Genomic DNA, 19,245 nt, shown 5'->3' on the forward strand with positions numbered 1-19,245 from the left:
CAGAAGGGACATATAACTGGGGTCGATGCAGTCCGTCGGCCTTGTGTGCCCACCCTCCAATCGTCATGCGCGAGCAACCACGACATCCTGCCTGAATGCCGTGAAACAGGGCTCGCGAGTGCAGATGGAAGGGCGGATGGCGTTTTATCATAGGTGCTACAGATGTTTAAGAAAGTGAACACGGCCCTCCTGGGGCTGGCCTTGTCGTTGGGGATGACGACCGCCCAGGCCGAAGAAGCCAAGAAAGTCGACGTGCTGCTGATTGGCGGCGGCATCATGAGTGCGACCCTCGGTGTCTGGCTCAATGAGCTGGAACCCGGCACCTCGATGCAGATGCTCGAACGCCTCGACGGTGTTGCCCAGGAGAGTTCCAACGGCTGGAACAACGCCGGTACCGGTCACTCCGCTCTGGCGGAACTGAACTACACCCCGGAAGATGAGAGCGGCAAAGTTTCGATCCCCAAGGCGGTGGAAATCAACGAAGCGTTCCAGGTCTCCCGTCAGTTCTGGGCCTGGCAGGTTCAGCAAGGTGTGCTGAAGAACCCGCGTTCGTTCATCAACTCCACGCCGCACATGAGCTTTGTGTGGGGCGACGACAACATCAAGTTCCTGAAAAAGCGCTACGACGCTCTGCAAGCGAGCCCGCTGTTCGCCGGTATGCAGTACTCCGAAGACCCGGCTGTGATCAAGCAGTGGGTGCCGCTGATGATGGAAGGGCGTGACCCGAACCAGAAAGTCGCCGCCACCTGGTCGCCGCTCGGCACCGACGTCAACTTTGGCGAAATCACGCGCCAGTTCGTTGCTCACCTGCAAACCACGCCGAAATTCGACTTGAAGCTGTCCAGCGAAGTGCAGGACATCACCCGCAACGAAGACGGCAGCTGGCACGTCAGCTACAAGAACCTCAAGGACGGCAGCAAATCCGGGACCGACGCGAAGTTCGTGTTCATCGGCGCCGGCGGCGGTGCCCTGCACCTGCTGCAGAAGTCGGGCATTCCTGAAGCCAAGGAGTACGCAGGCTTCCCGGTGGGCGGCTCGTTCCTGGTGACCGAGAACCCGGCCATCGCCGAGCAACACCTGGCCAAGGCCTACGGCAAAGCCTCCGTTGGCGCACCACCCATGTCGGTTCCGCACCTGGACACCCGCGTGCTCGACGGCAAGCGTGTGATTCTGTTTGGCCCGTTCGCGACCTTCAGCACCAAGTTCCTCAAAGAGGGTTCTTACCTGGACCTGCTGACCACTACGACCACGCACAACGTGTGGCCAATGACCAAGGTCGGCATCAAGGAATACCCACTGGTCGAGTACCTTGCCGGTCAGCTGATGCTGTCGGACGAAGACCGCCTCAACGCCTTGAAAGAGTACTTCCCGAACGCCAAGGCTGAAGACTGGCGCCTGTGGCAGGCCGGCCAGCGCGTGCAGATCATCAAGCGTGATGAAGCCGCTGGTGGCGTGCTGAAACTGGGTACCGAGATCGTGGCTTCCCAGGACGGCTCCATCGCCGGTCTGCTGGGCGCCTCGCCAGGTGCTTCGACCGCTGCGCCGATCATGCTGACCGTGCTGCAGAAGGTGTTCAAGGACAAGGTCGCGACCCCTGCCTGGCAGGAGAAACTGCACCAGATCGTGCCTAGCTATGGCACCCAGTTGAACGCCAGCCCCGAGAAGGTTGCGCAGGAGTGGGCTTACACCGCCAAGGTGCTGGAGCTGACTGCGCCGCCGGCGATTGGGCAGGTAGCGGCTCCGGCTGCTGCCCCGGCTGACGCACCTAAAGCACCGAAAGAAAATGCTGCGAGTGATATGGCTCTGTAACCAGAGGCCCAATCAAAAAGCCCACTGAACCGGTAACGGTCAGTGCGCTTTGTTTTGGGCGTTTGGCGCAAGCCGGCTCAAGACCTTTGAGTGTTCACCGCATCAAAGCGTTTGAGCATGTTGCGGTACATCCGGGTGCGTCGGTGATTGCCGGCGTAGCCGCCCGCGGCCGCGACTGTTCCGGCCTGGACGTGATCCAGGTAGCTGAAGACTTTCCCGGGGGAGAGAAACTCCACCTTGTGGCCAAGTTGCAGCATGCGATCCTGCAGCTCATAACCGGGCACTCGATCATCTATCTGGAAGTGCAGGCCATGCTGTTTGATGAGCCGGCTGTTCCACAGCGTACAAAAGCTCTTCAGGTGGGTTTCCCTGTAGGGTTTTGGCTCTTTCGAACGCAGGCCCAGGGTTAGCTTCAGGCGTCTGTAGTGATGTTTGAACAGGCGGGAACTGAAGCGCCAAAGGGTCCGGAGGGTGCCTCGATTCAGCTGCTCGGTGCAGCCGACCGCGGCGACGTTCGGGTCCCTGGTGCAGTACTTCATCATCATGGCAAACACTTGGGTGTTGTAGATGAAGGTATCGGTGTGCATCAGGAACAGATAGTCGGTGTCGATTCTGGCCAACGCCATGTCCAGCGCCTTGCCGTGGGCAATGTGCCCGGGTTCTTTGGCGGGGGCGTCGCGTTCGATCAGGTTGATCCATTGGAGTGAACGCAGGTATTCGATACTTTCATCTGCCGAGCCGTTATCAACCACCCAGACCGGGATGTTGGCTTGCTGTACATGCTCAAACAAAAGGTCCAGGCAAATTTTGGTCAGGTCGAACGTTTTGTAATTAACCAGGACGATGCTGAAGGGTGGTTTGGGCGATGTATCGTTGGGGCTCATCTTCGAAATACTCGACAATCCAAGAGTCCCGAAGGGTAACGGGGCAACCTTAGCCCAAGCTTAATTTTCCTTTGCCCGGGCGAGGCGGGCTGGAGTTATTGAGCTATACCAATACTTTCCCTCGCACTTCTTCCATGACTGGAGGTTGTCAATGAATCCCCGTATCCCCGTGGCTGTGCTGTTGGTGGCCGCGAGTCTGGCCGGCTGTACCCATTCATCGAACCAGTCGCTGAACCTTCCATTGACCGCCACGTACAGGAATCAAGGCCAGGCGGGGACTACTACGTTGACGGGCGTCGACAAGCAAACCAACTTCGACTTCTACATCAGCGGTGTTCCCTCCGGAACCATCCTGCCTCCGCGCATTTACACCTTCGTTAATAAGGGCTCTTGCCAGCAGCCAGGGACAGTCGCTTATGCCATGAATGACAAGGTCAACGTCCAGAGCGCGGCGGGTGCCAAGGGCTGGAGTTTTTACAGGAGCGCGCCGATTGCGATCGCTGACATGATTTCCCGCAAGTACTCCATCGTCGTGCGTTCGGCTCCGGAGGATGGCAACTTTGATCTTTTCTGCGGCGATGTCGTCAAGACGACGCAGTGAGAGCGCTGTTGCAAAGTGTGAGCCGAGTGAGCGGGTAAGGGGGCTTAGCTGCCAGGTTCACCGCCCACTGCTTTGTCTGCATCGCTCGTGGCGTCCGCTTCCTTTTTCAACGAACCCGACTCGGCACCGGAATTGGAACCTGCCGCTTCCTCACCCTTTTTATCGGCTTTTTCTGCGTTTGACTCAGGGACGTTCGACTGGTTGATTCCGGGAACCTCGTTGGGTGGAAGGGTCGTTTCTTCTACCGGTCGCTGGGTTGCAGAAGCCGAGATCGAGAGGGTCGACAGGAGGCTGGCGAACGCCAGAACAACGATTGTTCTGTTCATCATTTCAGTCTTCCGTGGGTGGGATGTATTGGGTTGGAGGAGTCGCAGGAGGGAAGGTGCCGGGTGGCTGACGAGTGGTGGCCAACAGCTTCTATGTGCGTGCTGCATCTGATCATAAGCAAGATAGAAGACGGTTCTAGTACCATAGTGCTTATATCGAACTAGATATTACATTTTTACGCTTTTCTGGTAATCATGTAATCCCGATTGGTAGTAGTGACGCGATCTTCATGGAAAGTTGGAAAGCGGCCCTTGGCTCAGCTCGCATTGGAGAGTCCAAATACAAAACCCTGGTGCAGACCATCATTCGCGAAATCGAAAATGGGAGGTTTGCAAATAACCAGCGCCTGCCGTCGCAGCGACAGGTCGCCAACGTTTTGGGTATCAGCGTTCAGACGGTGAACAATGCCTATGAGGTGCTGGAGCGTCAGGGGCTGGTGCGGTGTGAAGTCGGTCGTGGCAGCTTTGTCATGCGAAATACCGTTCAACAGATCACCGATGAAATTCTTGAAGCAGCGGAACGCTCGGTGGTGGATCTGTCAATCGCACGCATCATGCAAACTCAGGTCCATGACCGGATCTGGCAGGATACATGCGCTGAACTCAGCACCGAAGATCAGCAGCCATGGATGTCCTCCCTTCTACCCCGGGCCGGGTTAGAGGCGCACCGCGAGGCGGCCATGGAGTGGGTCAATGGATTGGGCATGCAGGTCGAGCGTGAGAATCTGCTGATAACCAATGGTGCTTCCCAAAGTATTTTTCTGGCCCTGGCATCGGTTGCCGGTCCTGAAGACGTCGTGCTTTGCGAAGGGTTGACCAATCACATCGTGATCGGTAACGCCCAGATATTGGGGTTTACGCTCAAGGGGTTGCCGACGGACAGTGACGGCATTGACCCGGATTTCTTCGAGGATATGTGCAGTAACGAGCGCATTACTGCACTGGTGTGTACGCCGAACCTGAACAACCCTACGTCGAGCCTGATGCCCGACGCCCGCCGCCGTGAGATTGCAGCGATCGCACGACGGTTTGGCGTACACATCATCGAAGACGATGTTTATGGACCGCTTGTGGCTCAGCCGCATGTCCGGCCGATCAGTTATTACGCTCCCGAGTTGTCCTTCTACTGCACGAGCATGACCAAGTCGGTAATGGCCGGTCTTCGTATTGGTTGTCTGGTGATGCCCGGGCGTCTGACCCAACGCACGGAACGTATTTTGCGCGTCAGCACCTGGATGGCCGCGCCCCTGATTGCCGAAATTGCGACGCGCTGGATTCGCGACGGGCGTGCCGACAGCCTGGTGAAGTTGCAACGCAAACTGCTCGGTGAGCGTCAGGCCATGGTCAAGGAGTACCTTGAAGAACACCTGCTCGGTCATCATCCGCAAGCACCTAGCGCCTGGGTAAACATTCCGCCGCAATGGGAAGTGGACGACATGGTGCGGGCGTTGCGCGCACGGCACATCGCAGTGACGCCGCCAGACCCCTTTCTTGTCCGTGGCATCTCCAGGCCTCGAGCGGTTCGGCTGTGCGTTGGCGCCAAATGCACTGACCAGGTATTGCGCAAGGCATTGTCCGACATCCGTGAGGTGTTCGGACAATCGCCAGAACCATGATTCTTGGGGGGGGCGGGGCGTGAAATACCCCTCGATAAAGTGAACTAGTACATTCCTTGTGAGGGTTTTCCGTTTTTATACTCGGACAACACCCTCGGGAGTTGGGATGTGGAAAAGTCGGAGCTGTTGCTCAACAGTATTTGCCTTACTCGTCAGTGTGGCGGGGACTTGTCCAGGCGGCTTAAATGGAATTGCGCATTGGCGCCAATCAAGGACGGTGATTCAACTCAAAATCCTGCTCGCATGGGGTTTTCCCAGCTTCAAATTTCGCGACGTCAGTCGTTGTCCCTTTTTTATTACATCAAATTCAGTGTGACCGCACCGAGCGAATACCTGTGCTTGACGCGGTGCCGTACTGGTTGTTCGCCATTTTTTGCAGCAGGTGCAACACGAAGCATCTTGGCAGCGAATGTTAATTCGTTCGCCAGCGCACCTGCAGCCGGCCATAAGGCGAGGGGAATAACTAGCTTAAAGAGCAGATCAGGAACACAGGCATTTAAAAAACACGCTCAGAAGTTTTTTGTACATGTTTGTTCTATTAACCCTGTTCCGTACCGAGCACCACCCAATGACGAGTAGAGCTCTGAAGTAGATCTCTGGATCCTGTTTTTTGGTTGGCCTTCGCGATGTACTAACTAGTTGGAGATAACATGGATATTTCCGCAAAAGCCATCCCTCTCAATCAGCCTGCGACCGCAGGTTCATTCCAGGGCGTGACCGATGGACTGACTGTCACCGAACCCAGTCGCGTATTTCTGAATCTACGGCCCGCTGACATTTCCTCATACAGCCGTGAAGGCGCAGACTTGATCGTCGTCACCGGTGGAGAGTCGTTGCGTATCGTCGGCTTTTATCAGGATAAAGCCGATAGCCAGCTTTACCTGAAGGATGACGAAGGCAACATGTTGCTGGCCGACCTGTCGCCGGCCGCGAGTGGCGGTGCGGTATTCGCTCAGTACACCCCGCAGGCGGAGGCCTCACCTTTTGAGTCCCTGACTGGCGCCGCCGCTGAGGATGACGATGGCTTGGCGGGATGGGCTTTGTTCGGGGCCGGAGCGGTGGCCCTCGCCGCCGGACTCAGTTCGGGCGGCGGAGGCGGCGGAGGCGGGGACGATGCACCGCCACCCGCCACGAGCGTGCCCGATACCACGCCTCCGGGCACGCCGACCGCCAGCTTCAATGCCGACGGCAGTGTCATCAGCGGTACAGCTGAGCCGGGTAGCACGGTGGGAGTCGATTTGAATGGTGATGGCACCAGTGATCTCACCACCGTAGTCGGCTCGGATGGCAATTACAGTATTCCCCTGACTCCACCACTGGCCAACGGCGAGACAGTGAACGTGGTTGCGATCGATCCGGCAGGCAATGTCAGCCCGCCCGCCAGCGCCAGCGCTCCGGATACCACGCCGCCAGCCATTGCGCAGATCAATGGATTTAACGATGACGTGGGTAGTGTGACGGGCAATCTGGCCGATGGCGCTTCCACGGACGATACAACGCCCACGCTGACCGGCAGGGGGGATGTCGGCACTACCGTGCGTGTCTATGTCGACGATACATTGCTGGGCACAGCTTTAGTCGACTCCAACGGCGATTGGAGTTTCACCCCGACAGCGCCTTTGGGCGCGGGCGTGCATCATTTCGAAGTCACCAGCGTGGATGCGGCGGGTAACGAGTCGCTCGAAAGTGCGCCGTACTCCATCACCATCGACACTACGGCTCCGACCGCACCCGTGGTCAATCCCACCAATGGCACGCTGCTCGCAGGCAGCGGCGAACCCTTGAGTACCATCGCTATCGACGTCAACGGCGACGGCGTGGCTGATTACAGTGTCGCTGCCGATGCCGCCGGAAACTGGTCGGTAATACCAGTGCCGGCCCTGGGTGATGGTACTGCTATCAGCGTCACGGCCACCGATGCCGCCGGCAATACCAGCAGCCCCACCGGCGTGGTGGTGGACGCTGACCTGGTCGACAGTATCGCGCCTAGCGCCCCGCTGATCAGTGCGATCCTGGACGATGTCGGCAGCGCAACCGGCTCCGTGGCCAACGGCGGCAGCACCGATGACAATTTGCCAACGCTCATGGGTACCGCCGAGGCAGGCAGTACCGTGCACATCTTCCTCGCCGGCGTGTTGCTCGACAGTGTGGTTGCTGATGCGCTCGGTGCCTGGAGCTATACGCTGACGACACCCTTGGCGAACGCCAACTACAGTTTTACCGCGACCAGCCAGGACGCGGCGAGCAATGAGTCGGTATCCAGCGCGCCTTACGTGATTACTGTCCAGCATGATCTCAGCGCTGGCGGGTTGTCTGGCAGCGATGCGCCGATCCTGGCGATTCCCGAAGCCGGGGGCGGTGGCATCAATGCCGCCGAACTGGCCAATGGCATTCAGGCGGTAGTCGGGCTGCCCACTGGCACCCAGGTGGGTGATGTCATCACCATCACCACCAACGATGGCACCAGTGACTTAGTCACCACCCACACCGTGACCCAGGCCGATCTCACGAACGGTATCGTCGTGGTGACCCTGGCCGGCACCTACGCCGATGGTCACTACACAAGCAGCGCCGTGATCAGCGACGCGGCCGGCAACAACTCGGCGCCGTCCAGCACGCTGCAGTTCAGCGTCGATGCCACCAGCCCAGGCGGGGTGACGGGCAGCGATGCTCCGACCGTGGCGATTGCCGAGGCTCTCAATGGCATTGATGCCGCCGAACTGGCCGATGGCATTCAGGCGGTGGTCGGGCTGACCCCCGGCACCCAGGTGGGTGATGTCATCACCCTCACCGCCAATGATGGCACCAACGACGTTGTCACCAGCCACAGCGTGACCCAGGCCGACCTCACGGCCGGCAACGTTGCGCTGACCCTGGCGGGCACCTACGCCGATGGCAACTACAGTATCAGCGCCGTGATCAGTGACGTGGCCGGCAACAGCTCGGCGCCATCCAGCCCACTGCTGTTCAGCGTCGATGCAACCAGCCCTAGCGGGGTGGCGGGCAACGATGCTCCTACCGTGACTATTGCCGAGGCCGGAGGTGGTGGCATCAATGCCGCCGAACTGGCCGATGGCATTCAGGCGGTGGTCGGGCTCACTCCTGGCACTCAGGCAGGTGATGTGATCACCCTCACCGCCAATGATGGCACCAACGACATTGTTACCAGCCACACCGTGACCCAGGCCGACCTCACGGCCGGCAACGTGGCGGTGACCCTGGCCGGTAGCTACGCCGATGGCAACTACAGTATCAGCGCCGTGATCAGCGACTCGGCCGGCAACAGCTCGGCGCCGTCCAGCCCGCTGCAGTTCAGCGTCGATGCCACCAGCCCTGGCGGGGTGACGGGCAGCGATGCTCCGACCGTGGCGATTGCCGAGGCTCTCAATGGCATTGATGCCGCCGAACTGGCCGATGGCATTCAGGCGGTGGTCGGGTTGACTCCCGATACCCAGGTGGGTGATGTCATCACCCTCACCGCCAATGATGGCACCAACGACGTTGTCACCAGCCACACCGTGACCCAGGCCGACCTCACGGCCGGCAACGTTGCGCTGACCCTGGCGGGCACCTACGCCGATGGCAACTACAGTATCAGCGCCGTGATCAGCGATGCGGCCGGTAACAGCTCGGCGCCGTCCAGCCCACTGCTGTTCAGCGTCGATGCAACCAGCCCTGGCGGGGTGGCGGGCAACGATGCTCCTACCGTGACTATCGCCGAGGCCGGAGGTGGTGGCATCAATGCCGCCGAACTGGCCGATGGCATTCAGGCGGTGGTCGGGCTCACTCCTGGCACTCAGGCAGGTGATGTCATCACCCTCACCGCCAATGATGGCACCAGCAACTTCGTCACCACCCACACCGTGACCCAGGCTGACCTCACGGCCGGCAACGTGGCGGTGACCCTGGCCGGTAGCTACGCCGATGGCGACTACAGTATCCGCGCCGTGATCAGCGATGCGGCCGGCAACAGCTCGGCACCGTCCAGCCCACTGCTGTTCAGCGTCGATGCCACCAGCCCTGGCGGGGTGACGGGCAGCGATGCTCCGACCGTGGCGATTGCCGAGGCTCTCAATGGCATTGATGCCGCCGAACTGGCCGATGGCATTCAGGCGGTGGTCGGGTTGACTCCCGATACCCAGGTGGGTGATGTCATCACCCTCACCGCCAATGATGGCACCAACGACGTTGTCACTAGCCACACTGTGACCCAGGCCGACCTCACGGCCGGCAACGTGGCGGTGACCCTCGCGGGCACCTACGCCGATGGCGACTACAGCATCCGCGCCGTGATCAGCGATGCGGCTGGCAACAGCTCGGCGCCGTCCAGCCCACTGCTGTTCAGCGTCGATACCGTCAACCCAGGCGGGGTGACGGGCACCGATGCCCCGACCCTGGCGATTGCCGAAGCCGTGGGCGGCATCAATGCCGCTGAACTGGCCGATGGCATCCAGGCAGTGGTTGGTCTGACCCCCGGCACCCAGTTGGGTGACGTGATTACCATCACCGCCAACGATGGCACCAGCAACTTCGTCACCACCCACACCGTGACCCAGGCCAACCTCACCGCCGGCAACGCCGCAGTGACATTGGCGGGCACCTACGTCAATGGTTCCTACACAACCAGCGCCGTGATCAGCGACGGGGCCGGCCACAACTCGGCGCCATCCAGCCCACTGCTGTTCAGCGTCGATACCACCAGCCCTGGCGGGGTGACGGGCACTGTTGCTCCGACCCTCGCGATTGCCGAGGCTCTCAATGGCATCGATGCCGCCGAGCTGGCCGATGGCATTCAGGCTGTAGTCGGGTTGACTCCCGGCACCCAGTTGGGTGACGTGATCACCCTCACTGCCAACGATGGCACCAGCAACTTCGTCACCACCCATACCGTGATCCAGGCTGACCTCACGGCTGGCAACGTCGCGGTGACCCTGGCGGGCACCTACGCCGATGGCGACTACAGCATCCGCGCCGTGATCAACGATGCGGCCGGCAACAGCTCGGCGCCATCCAGCCCACTGCTGTTTAGCGTCGATACCGTCAACCCAGGCGGGGTGACGGGCAACGATGCCCCGACCCTGAACATTGCCGAAGCCGTGGGCGGCATCAATGCCGCTGAACTGGCCGATGGCATCCAGGCAGTGGTTGGTCTGACCCCCGGCACCCAGCTGGGTGACGTGATTACCATCACCGCTAACGATGGCACCAGCAACTTCGTCACCACCCACACCGTGACCCAGGCCAACCTCACCGCCGGCAACGCCGCAGTGACATTGGCGGGCACCTACGTCAATGGTTCCTACACAACCAGCGCCGTGATCAGCGATGGGGCCGGCCACAACTCGGCGCCATCCAGCCCACTGCTGTTCAGCGTCGATACCACCAGCCCTGGCGGCGTGACGGGCACCGCTGCTCCTACCCTGGCGATTGCCGAAGCCGCCGGCGACATCAATGCCGCTGAACTGGCCGATGGCATCCAGGCGGTGGTCGGGCTGACCCCCGGCACCCAGCTGGGTGACGTGATCACCATCACTGCCAACGATGGCACCAGCGATTTCGTCACCACCCACACAGTGATCCAGGCCGACCTCACGGCCGGCAACGTGGCGGTGACTCTGGCGGGCAGCTACGCCGATGGTGACTACACAACCAGTGCCGTGATCAGCGACGCGGCCGGCAACAGCTCGGCGCCGTCCAACCCGCTGCTGTTCAGCGTCGATGCCACCAACCCTGGCGGGGTGACGGGCAACGTTGCTCCGACCCTGGCGATTGCCGAAGCCGCCGGCGGCATCAATGCTGCCGAACTGGCCGATGGCATCCAGGCGGTGGTCGGGCTGACCCCCGGCACCCAGCTGGGTGACGTGATCACCATTACCGCCAACGATGGCACCAGCAACTTCGTCACCACCCACACCGTGATCCAGGCCGACCTCACGGCCGGCAACGCCGCAGTCACATTGGCGGGCACTTACGCCAATGGTTCCTACACATCCAGCGCCGTGATCAGCGACGCGGCGGGAAACAGCTCGGCGCCGTCCAGCTCACTGCCATTCACCGTCGATGCCACCAGCCCTGGCGGGGCGACGGGCACCGCTGCTCCGACCCTGGCGATTGCCGAAGCCGCCGGCGACATCAATGCTGCCGAACTGGCCGATGGCATCCAGGCGGTGGTCGGGCTGACCCCCGGCACCCAGCTGGGTGACGTGATCACCATCACCGCCAACGATGGCACCAACGACTTCGTCACCACCCACACGGTGATCCAGGCCGACCTCACGGCCGGCAACGTGGCGTTGACTCTGGCGGGCAGCTACGCCGATGGTGACTACACAACCAGCGCCGTGATCAGCGACGCGGCCGGCAACAGCTCGGCGCCGTCCAACCCGCTGCTGTTCAGCGTCGATGCCACCAGCCCTGGCGGGGTGACGGGCAACGTTGCTCCGACCCTGGCGATTGCCGAAGCCGCCGGCGGCATCAATGCCGCCGAACTGGCCGATGGCATCCAGGCGGTGGTCGGGCTGACCCCCGGCACCCAGCTGGGTGACGTGATCACCATTACCGCCAACGATGGCACCAGCAACTTCGTCACCACCCACACCGTGATCGAGGCCGACCTCACGGCCGGCAACGCCGCAGTGACATTGGCGGGCACTTACGCCAATGGTTCCTACACATCCAGCGCCGTGATCAGCGACTCGGCGGGAAACAGCTCGGCGCCGTCCAGCTCACTGCCATTCACCGTCGATGCCACCAGCCCTGGCGGGGCGACGGGCACCGCTGCTCCGACTCTGGCGATTGCCGAAGCCGCCGGCGACATCAATGCCGCTGAACTGGCCGATGGCATCCAGGCGGTGGTCGGGCTGACCCCCGGCACCCAGTTGGATGACGTGATCACCATCACCGCCAACGATGGCACCAACGACTTCGTCACCACCCACACCGTGACCCAGGCCGAACTCACGGCAGGCAATGCCGCAGTGACCCTGGCCGGTACCTACGCCGATGGTGTCTACACATCCCGCGCCGTGATCAGTGACGCGGCCGGCAACAGTTCGGCTGCGTCCAACACACTGCCGTTCCGGGTTGAGGCGGTCAACGTCGCGCCTCAAGCTCAGGCAGACAATACAGCTCTGCTTGGCCTGATAGGCGCTGACGCGCTGAACCTGATTGACTTGAGTTCGCAGGCGTTCAGGGCGGTGGACCGTGATGGCAACCTGACTAGTGTCGTGGTGACGTCTGGCTCGTTACTGGGCTTGAATACGTTGACGTTTGTTGCCTCAAATGCTCTGGCAGCGGAGCTGGGGCTACAGATTGATATTGTCAACACTCCGGGGATCCTGGGTTTGATAGGCGGCTCAACGGAGCTGACCATTACCGCAACCGACGGCGGAGTCATCGACAACCAATCGATCAACGAACTACTGGGTACTGTGCACTATGCGCAAGATGTGAGCGCGCTGGGGGCAACTATTCTCAATGGCACCTTCGTCACGGTGACAGATAGCCAGAACCTGTCATCGAACGCAGCTACGGGCACGTTGGCGGATGTCGAACTCCTCGACTCTCAAGGTGACACCAGGATCCAGGAGGGCACTGCGGGCAACGACACGCTGACCGGAACATTGGCAGCCGACCGCCTGTATGGCCACGCTGGCAACGATACCTTGTCGGGTGGCGGCGGCAATGACCTGTTAAGAGGCGGCAGCGGCGATGACACGCTCAATGGTGATGCCGGGAATGATCTGCTGATAGGGGGGGCCGGTCACGACACCCTCAATGGCGGGATCGGCAACGACACGATGGTGGTGTCCGATATCAACTTCACCTCTGTGGACGGCGGCGTCGGATTCGATACCCTGGCGCTGGACGGGATCAACATCAACTTCAATAATCCCGGCCTTGGCACTGTCAGCAATATCGAGAAAATCGACATGGGTACCGGCGATGCTGGCACCACCCTGACCCTGACCGACGCGGCGGTAGACAGCCTGACCGACTCGATTAACCAGCTGTATATCAGCGGGGACGCCTTTGACACCCTGAACATTACCGGTGCCGTGGCCACCGGAGTGCAAACCACGGTCGGCGATACCACCTATTCGCAATACACATTAGGTGTGAACGATTTGCAGGTAGACACCCATCTGCAGGTGATCGTCTGACGGCGCCGGGCGGAAAGGGGGCTGTCCGGTCGTTCGCCCGGACAGTACTCACCGCTTTGCGTCCACTGTGCCAGTCCCCACAAAGGCCGGGTTTCCTGCCTTTGTGGGGGGCTTGCCTGGTTCTACAGGGACTGCCGCAGATGGCAACCGCGATCACACTAACCGATGCCGTTCACCTGGGCCTGGCTGCGCACCCCGAAGTACGCTCGGCCATGTCCGAGGTGAACAGGGCATCAACCGATCTGGATATGAGCAAGAACGGGTACTACCCGAAGGTGAATGCATCGGCCGGGCCGGAGGACGGCATGTTCGGAGACATGGGCTATGACCTCACGGTTTCGCAACGGCTGTATGACTGGGGGAGGGTCGAGAGTCAGGTAGATACCGCTTCGGCAAAGTTGCGCGAGCAGACGGAGAACCTGCTGGTGGTCCGCGAGGATGCTGCGTTGGACATATGCGAAATCTACCTGGATGTACTTACGACGGAGCAACGGCTCGACGCTGTGCGCAGCCATATTTCCCGTTTGGGCAAGCTCGGTGACTTGATTCGCCAACGTGCCAGCGCGGGATATACCGACAGTGGCGAAGAGAGCCGGGCCAACCTTGAATTGGCTCGGGCCCAGGAGCAATTGCTGATTGAAAAGGGCGCCCTGCAGGATGCCGAACAGCAATACCGACAGTTGGTCGGGGGGCCGGCCGCCGGTCTGGAACAGCCCGGCGACGAGTCATTTTCCGCCCATCTGCGCGGTGCGGGAGACCTGGATAATGCCATTGCTCAATCACCGCTGTATCGCAAGGCCAAACAGAAGCAGGCGGTTGAGGAAGCGAAGGTGCGCGAAGCGGATGCATCGATGTTTCCCCAACTGAACCTGGAAGGTTCGATGTTGCGGCGTGAACTCGGTGGTCAGCTGACCAGTGATTCGGTTATCGCCCTGCGTATTCGCATGGAAACCATCGATGGACTTTCGATCTTTCAGCGACCCAACGCGGCCCGCCAGAGTCTTGAGGCGGCTGAGTGGAACGTGGACACCATGCGCCGCGATATCCGGCGCAAAGTGTCGTCATTGGTCGAGAACGAAACTACCGCGAAATGGCGTGAGCAGTCGCTTCGTGAACAGATCAAGCATGCCAAGGAGGTCGATGCCGTTTATCAGGATCAATTTGTTGTCGGCCTTCGCGACATGACCGACATGCTGACCATTGAAAACGAGCGTTTCGAAGCGGAGCGTCAGTTCATCAACCTCCAAAGTGAACGCAAGCGTGTGCAATACCGTGCAGCGGCCCAGTTGGGCCTGCTGGTTCCACTGCTGGAAGAACGATTGCCACCGAGGGGTACTTCATGATTGAAGCCATCGAAAGGGACACCCCTGAAATCCAGGCCAAGGCAGCGCCCTCGTTTAGTCAGGATCCGCTGCGTGACGGGCTGCTGTTGCTGTGTCGCCAGTTTGGCCGGGCGGCCAGCATCGCCGAACTCGGCGAGGGCCTGGCACTGGAAAAGGGCCGGTTGCCGCTGAAACTGGCACCCCGGGCCTTGCGCCGGCTTGGATTGACCGCACGGGTGCTGGAGGTTCCGTTGATGGCCATCAGCCCAACGTTGCTGCCGGTGTTGCTGCAATTGCGCGATGGGCAAAGTGTCATCCTTGTCGAGCGCCAGGGCGAGGAGGTCACTGTGCTCGATGCGTCCAGCGGCGGTGGTCAGCGGACCCTGTCTCTGCTGGAACTGGAGGCGCAATACAGTGGCTCGGCATTGTTCGCCCGGCCGCAGTATCGCCCGGATGGTCGCGCTGGAAGCTATGCCAGCGAGCCTGCCGAACATTGGCTCAAGGCACCCCTGAAGGCTTGCTGGCGGGCTTATGCCGCCACCGGCGTCGCGGCCCTGATGACCAACCTGCTGGCGGTTTCCTCGGCGCTGTTCGCCATGCAGGTATATGACCGGGTGGTACCCAATAACGCCTTTGATACCTTGTGGATCCTGACCAGCGGCGTAGTGCTGGCGATGCTGCTGGAGTTCGTGCTGCGCAGCCTGCGCGCGCACATTCTGGATGTCACGGGCAAGCGTCTGGACGTGCATCTATCCTCGGTTCTGTTCAATCAGGTGCTGCAGATTCGACTGCAATCGAAACCCGCGTCGGTGGGCGCCTTCAGCACTCAGATCCGCGAATTCGAGTCCGTGCGCGAATTCTTCACCTCGAGTACAGCAGCGGCCATCAGTGACCTGCCATTCGTTTTCCTGTTTCTGCTGGCGATCGTTCTGATTGGCGGCTCTGTCGTCTGGGTGCCGTTGTTGGCGATCCTGCTGATGTTGTTGCCGGGCCTGCTGGCGCAGAAAAAACTCGCTCAGTTGTCGCGCCAGAATCTGCGGGAAGGGGCGGTGAAGAACGGCGTATTGCTCGAAGCCATCGAAAACCTGGAAACAGTCAAGGCAAGCCGTGCCGAAGGTCGCTTGTTGAACCAATGGGAAATGCTCACCGCAGAGCTATCCCAGTCGGCGGTGACCTCGCGCAGTTTGACCGCGGTGCTCAGCCATGGAGCGCTGTTGATCCAGCAGCTGGGCTACGTCGGCGTACTGATCGTGGGCGTCTACCAGATCAGCAACGGTGAAATGACGATCGGCGCCTTGATTGCCAGCTCGCTGCTGGCCGCACGGGCAATCGCCCCCATGGGCCAGATGGCGGGCCTGCTCGCGCGATGGCAGCATGTCAAGGTCGCTATGGAGGGCCTCGACGGATTGATGAATGCCCCTACCGAGCGCCCGGCAGGCAGGCGCTTCGCTCACGTGGATCGTCTGCAAGGCCACTACAGCATCGAGAAATTGCAGATGCGCTACCACGCGGAAGGACTGCCGGCGCTGGATATCCCGCAACTGCAGATCAAGCCGGGCGAGCATGTGGCCTTGCTGGGTGGTAACGGTTCGGGCAAATCGACGCTGCTGCGCTTGTTGTCCGGGTTGACCACGGCCGACCAGGGAAGCGTTCTGCTCGACCATCTGAGCATCGGCCAGATCGACCCGAGCGGATTACGCCAGAACATTGGCTACTTGCCCCAGGACACGGTGCTGTTTTACGGCACATTACGTGAAAACCTGACCCCGGATAACGCCGATCAAAGTGACGAAGAATTATTCGCAGTCCTGGATGGTGTTGGCCTGGGCACCTTCGTGCGTGGACACCCCCTGGGGCTCGACATGTTGCTGGAGGGCAGCGCCAGTGTTTCGGGGGGACAGCGCCAGGCCATTGGGTTGACCCGCCTGCTGCTTCAGGATCCGCCAATTGTGCTGCTCGATGAGCCGACCGCCGCGTTCGACCAGGAAAGCGAAGCTCATGTCATTCGCTACTTGCAGGGCTGGCTGGATGGACGCACGTTGATCCTCTCCACCCATAAGCGTGCGCTGCTGGTGTTGACCGAGCGAGCATTGGTGCTGCGCCAGGGCAAGCTGATCATGGATGGTCCGCTGAGCAGTGTTGTCAGTGGCAACCAGGTAAACGTCACTAAGGACGTCGTATGAGAACTCATACTCGCGCGGAATTTAAGCTGTTGCGTTCGCTTGGCGACTCACAGGTGGCCATGGAGAGTCCGACCGCCTGGTTAATCTTTTGGACCTGTCTGTTAAGCATGGTGGGGTTTGTCGTCTGGGCAGCCTGGGCCGAACTGGACGTAGTGACGCGTGGTGATGGACGCATCGTGCCCCACAGCCGGATCCAGAAAATCCAGAGCCTTGAGGGCGGGATTCTCGGGCAGTTGATGGTGCATGAAGGTGACTTGGTCGAGGCAGGGCAGTTGCTGGTCAAGTTGGACAACACCCGTTTCCACTCCGCCTACATGGAGAGCAAGAGCCAGGCCGAGGCACTGTCCGCCGCTATTGCCCGTCTGGAAGCAGAGACCCTGAACCAGGACACCATCAGTTTCCCGCCAGGTCTTTCCAGCAACAGCGCTTTCATGGCGAGTGAGCGCGCCCTGTTCAAGGCGCGGCGTGACACCTATCAGCAAGCGGTGCACTCGCTCAAGTCGGAGCTGGAACTGGCGCGCCGACAGTTTCGTCTGATCGAACCGCTGGTGAATAAACGTGCGGCCAGTGAAATGGAGGCGTTGCGCTTGAGCAAGGAAATCGCCTCACTGAATGGCAAACTGACCGAGGTCGCCAACGCCTATTTCCAGGATGCTTATACCGAGCTGTCGTCGAAAAAAGCGGAACTCAACGCACTTGACCAGACGCTGTTGCAGCGTGAAGACCAGTTGCGTCGTACCGAGGTGCGTTCTCCGGTCAACGGACGGGTCAACGACATCATGATCACTACTCGCGGTGGCGTTATTCAGCCCGGCGAGGCGATCATGGACGTGATCCCGGTCGACGATAAACTGCTGGTCGAGGCGAAAGTCAAACCCCGTGATGTTGCCTTTCTGGTCCCGGGGATGCCCGCGCGGGTCAAGATCACCGCGTATGACTATACGGTATACGGCGACCTTTCCGGCACTCTGGAGCAGATCAGCGCAGACACCATCGAGGAAGACACCCCACGCGGTAAGGAGGCTTTCTACAAGATACTCGTGAAGACCGATTCCAGTGATCTGCGCAAAGGGGAGGATGTTCTGCCGATCAAACCCGGCATGGTTGCCGAAGTGGATGTACAGAGCGGAAAGCGAACCGTGCTCAATTACCTGCTAAGGCCATTGCTCAAGGCTCGCTTGTATTAGATTTTTCGGCCGTTGTAGCGTCAACGGGCGATCAAGGCGATTGAGGAAGGGGGGGGCATGCCGCCCAACGCATTCTGATCGCCGAGACCTGCGTCGAGACGCTGTTGGATTCTCGAAGGTGAGATCCAGGCCACGGAGTCAAATTATGACAAACATGCCAAATGCCAATTGCTTCATCGACAGTGAACACGACGGCCTGCTGGAAATGTGCTGTGATCTGGGCGACTACGTGAGCATGGGAGAAGTGGTCGCCCGTGTTCACGACGTTACCCAGAGCGGCGTCGCGCCGGCGGAATATCGCACAGCCCGCAGCGGCCGGCTGGCGGCGCGCCACGTTCCGGGGCTGGTGCAGCGCGGCGATATCATTGCAGTCATTGCCGATGTATTGCCCTGACCGAGCACCACTGTGTGAGCAGCCAATGAACGTCGCGTGTACGGTTTCCACCGTTCGTCCATTGCACTGCACTTGCGATGTCTTTGCGAAGTCTGAACTTCATGCACGGATATCCCGCGCCTCTGAATGGAGAGTCAGCATGGACATTGATGAGAATGCGCCTGGGAACATCTCTCAGCAGGCCGTAACACGCACGACGGATAACGAAGCAGGTCACGATCCTGCACGGCCTGAAGCTGCGTCAAAGACGCGCGAAGATAGCCCTGATCGCGGTGAATCCGGGGCGGGGAATGACCGGGATTCGCCAGTTGTCACTGAGCCACAAACCGATACGGCGCCCAATAATCACAAGCCGGATCCCGCCGCCAAAGAAAACGCCTACAGCCCTGACTTCAAATCCGAACCTGAGCATAAGCCGGTTCAAGACGCTGATATCGATACTCCGGGCGGTTAGTCGCAGGCCGGCGCCCCGCATTTGTCAGTGGCTTCGACTGTCCAGAACGCTCGAAACCCATTGATCTCGCCCGTTCGTCCCAACTTCCCCCACACTAGCGTCTGGGTTTGGCGGGCAATTGCACGGGCTTGCCCACCTGTTTTCACTCGACCTGACAGCCTTTTGCATCGGGTATGACCAGGTCGTTTTGGCTTCTTAGGTACAACTGTCACAGCAAGGGAGCGGGGGGGGGTGGCAGAACGCGGAGAAGGGATGTAGTTGCGGAAATGGTCGAAAAGATGCGGGACCGATCTTCGAAGGCCTCAGC

At 60.3% G+C, this 19,245-nt stretch carries 10 protein-coding genes and 1 pseudogene; 9 read left to right on the forward strand and 2 right to left on the reverse strand.

The window, feature by feature from the left end; genetic code table 11:
• The first annotated feature begins 162 nt into the window (after positions 1-162).
• Complete coding sequence (gene mqo / locus AC07OG_RS08955) at positions 163-1,809, forward strand: malate dehydrogenase (quinone) (protein ID WP_495066800.1); 1,647 nt, start codon at positions 163-165, stop codon at positions 1,807-1,809.
• A 77-nt stretch (positions 1,810-1,886) separates the two neighbouring features.
• Here the strand turns inward: mqo and AC07OG_RS08960 are convergent, their stop codons facing one another.
• A complete protein-coding gene (locus AC07OG_RS08960) occupies positions 1,887-2,693 on the reverse strand; it encodes a glycosyltransferase (RefSeq protein WP_495066801.1) in 807 nt (268 codons plus the stop codon).
• A gap of 151 nt (positions 2,694-2,844) precedes the next feature.
• On the opposite strand from AC07OG_RS08960, the gene AC07OG_RS08965 reads away from it, so the two are divergent.
• Positions 2,845-3,294 (forward strand): hypothetical protein, encoded by a 450-nt coding sequence (locus AC07OG_RS08965; RefSeq protein WP_495066802.1) that lies wholly within the window; start codon positions 2,845-2,847, stop codon positions 3,292-3,294.
• 44 nt (positions 3,295-3,338) lie between these two features.
• Here the strand turns inward: AC07OG_RS08965 and AC07OG_RS08970 are convergent, their stop codons facing one another.
• Positions 3,339-3,623 (reverse strand): hypothetical protein, encoded by a 285-nt coding sequence (locus AC07OG_RS08970; protein WP_495066803.1) that lies wholly within the window; start codon positions 3,621-3,623, stop codon positions 3,339-3,341.
• Positions 3,624-3,850: 227 nt separating this feature from the next.
• Here AC07OG_RS08970 and ehuR point away from each other — a divergent pair, with 227 nt between their 5' ends.
• From ehuR to AC07OG_RS09005, 7 genes and pseudogenes are all read left to right on the forward strand, one after another.
• On the forward strand, positions 3,851-5,236 hold the full coding sequence (ehuR, locus tag AC07OG_RS08975) for a MocR-like ectoine utilization transcription factor EhuR (protein ID WP_495066804.1): 1,386 nt from the start codon (positions 3,851-3,853) through the stop codon (positions 5,234-5,236).
• A gap of 650 nt (positions 5,237-5,886) precedes the next feature.
• Positions 5,887-13,398, forward strand: a complete 7,512-nt coding sequence (locus AC07OG_RS08980; RefSeq protein ID WP_495066805.1) for an Ig-like domain-containing protein — start codon at positions 5,887-5,889, stop codon at positions 13,396-13,398.
• 140 nt (positions 13,399-13,538) lie between these two features.
• Positions 13,539-14,741, forward strand: coding sequence for a TolC family protein (locus AC07OG_RS08985; protein ID WP_495066806.1), 1,203 nt, complete (start codon positions 13,539-13,541; stop codon positions 14,739-14,741).
• Positions 14,738-16,903, forward strand: a complete 2,166-nt coding sequence (locus AC07OG_RS08990) for a type I secretion system permease/ATPase (RefSeq protein WP_495066807.1) — start codon at positions 14,738-14,740, stop codon at positions 16,901-16,903. The genes AC07OG_RS08985 and AC07OG_RS08990 overlap by 4 nt, the downstream gene beginning before the upstream one ends.
• Positions 16,900-18,090, forward strand: a complete 1,191-nt coding sequence (locus AC07OG_RS08995) for a beta-barrel domain-containing protein (RefSeq protein WP_495066808.1) — start codon at positions 16,900-16,902, stop codon at positions 18,088-18,090. The genes AC07OG_RS08990 and AC07OG_RS08995 overlap by 4 nt, the downstream gene beginning before the upstream one ends.
• 108 nt (positions 18,091-18,198) lie before the next feature.
• A pseudogene (locus AC07OG_RS09000) lies at positions 18,199-18,484 on the forward strand (N-alpha-acetyl diaminobutyric acid deacetylase DoeB); the annotation flags it as partial.
• Between the two features lie 139 nt (positions 18,485-18,623).
• Entirely contained in the window at positions 18,624-18,938 is a 315-nt protein-coding gene (locus tag AC07OG_RS09005) for a hypothetical protein (protein WP_495066809.1), read from the forward strand.
• Positions 18,939-19,245 lie beyond the last annotated feature (307 nt).

It is taken from the genome of Pseudomonas sp. GW821-FHT09H03 (assembly GCF_059415945.1).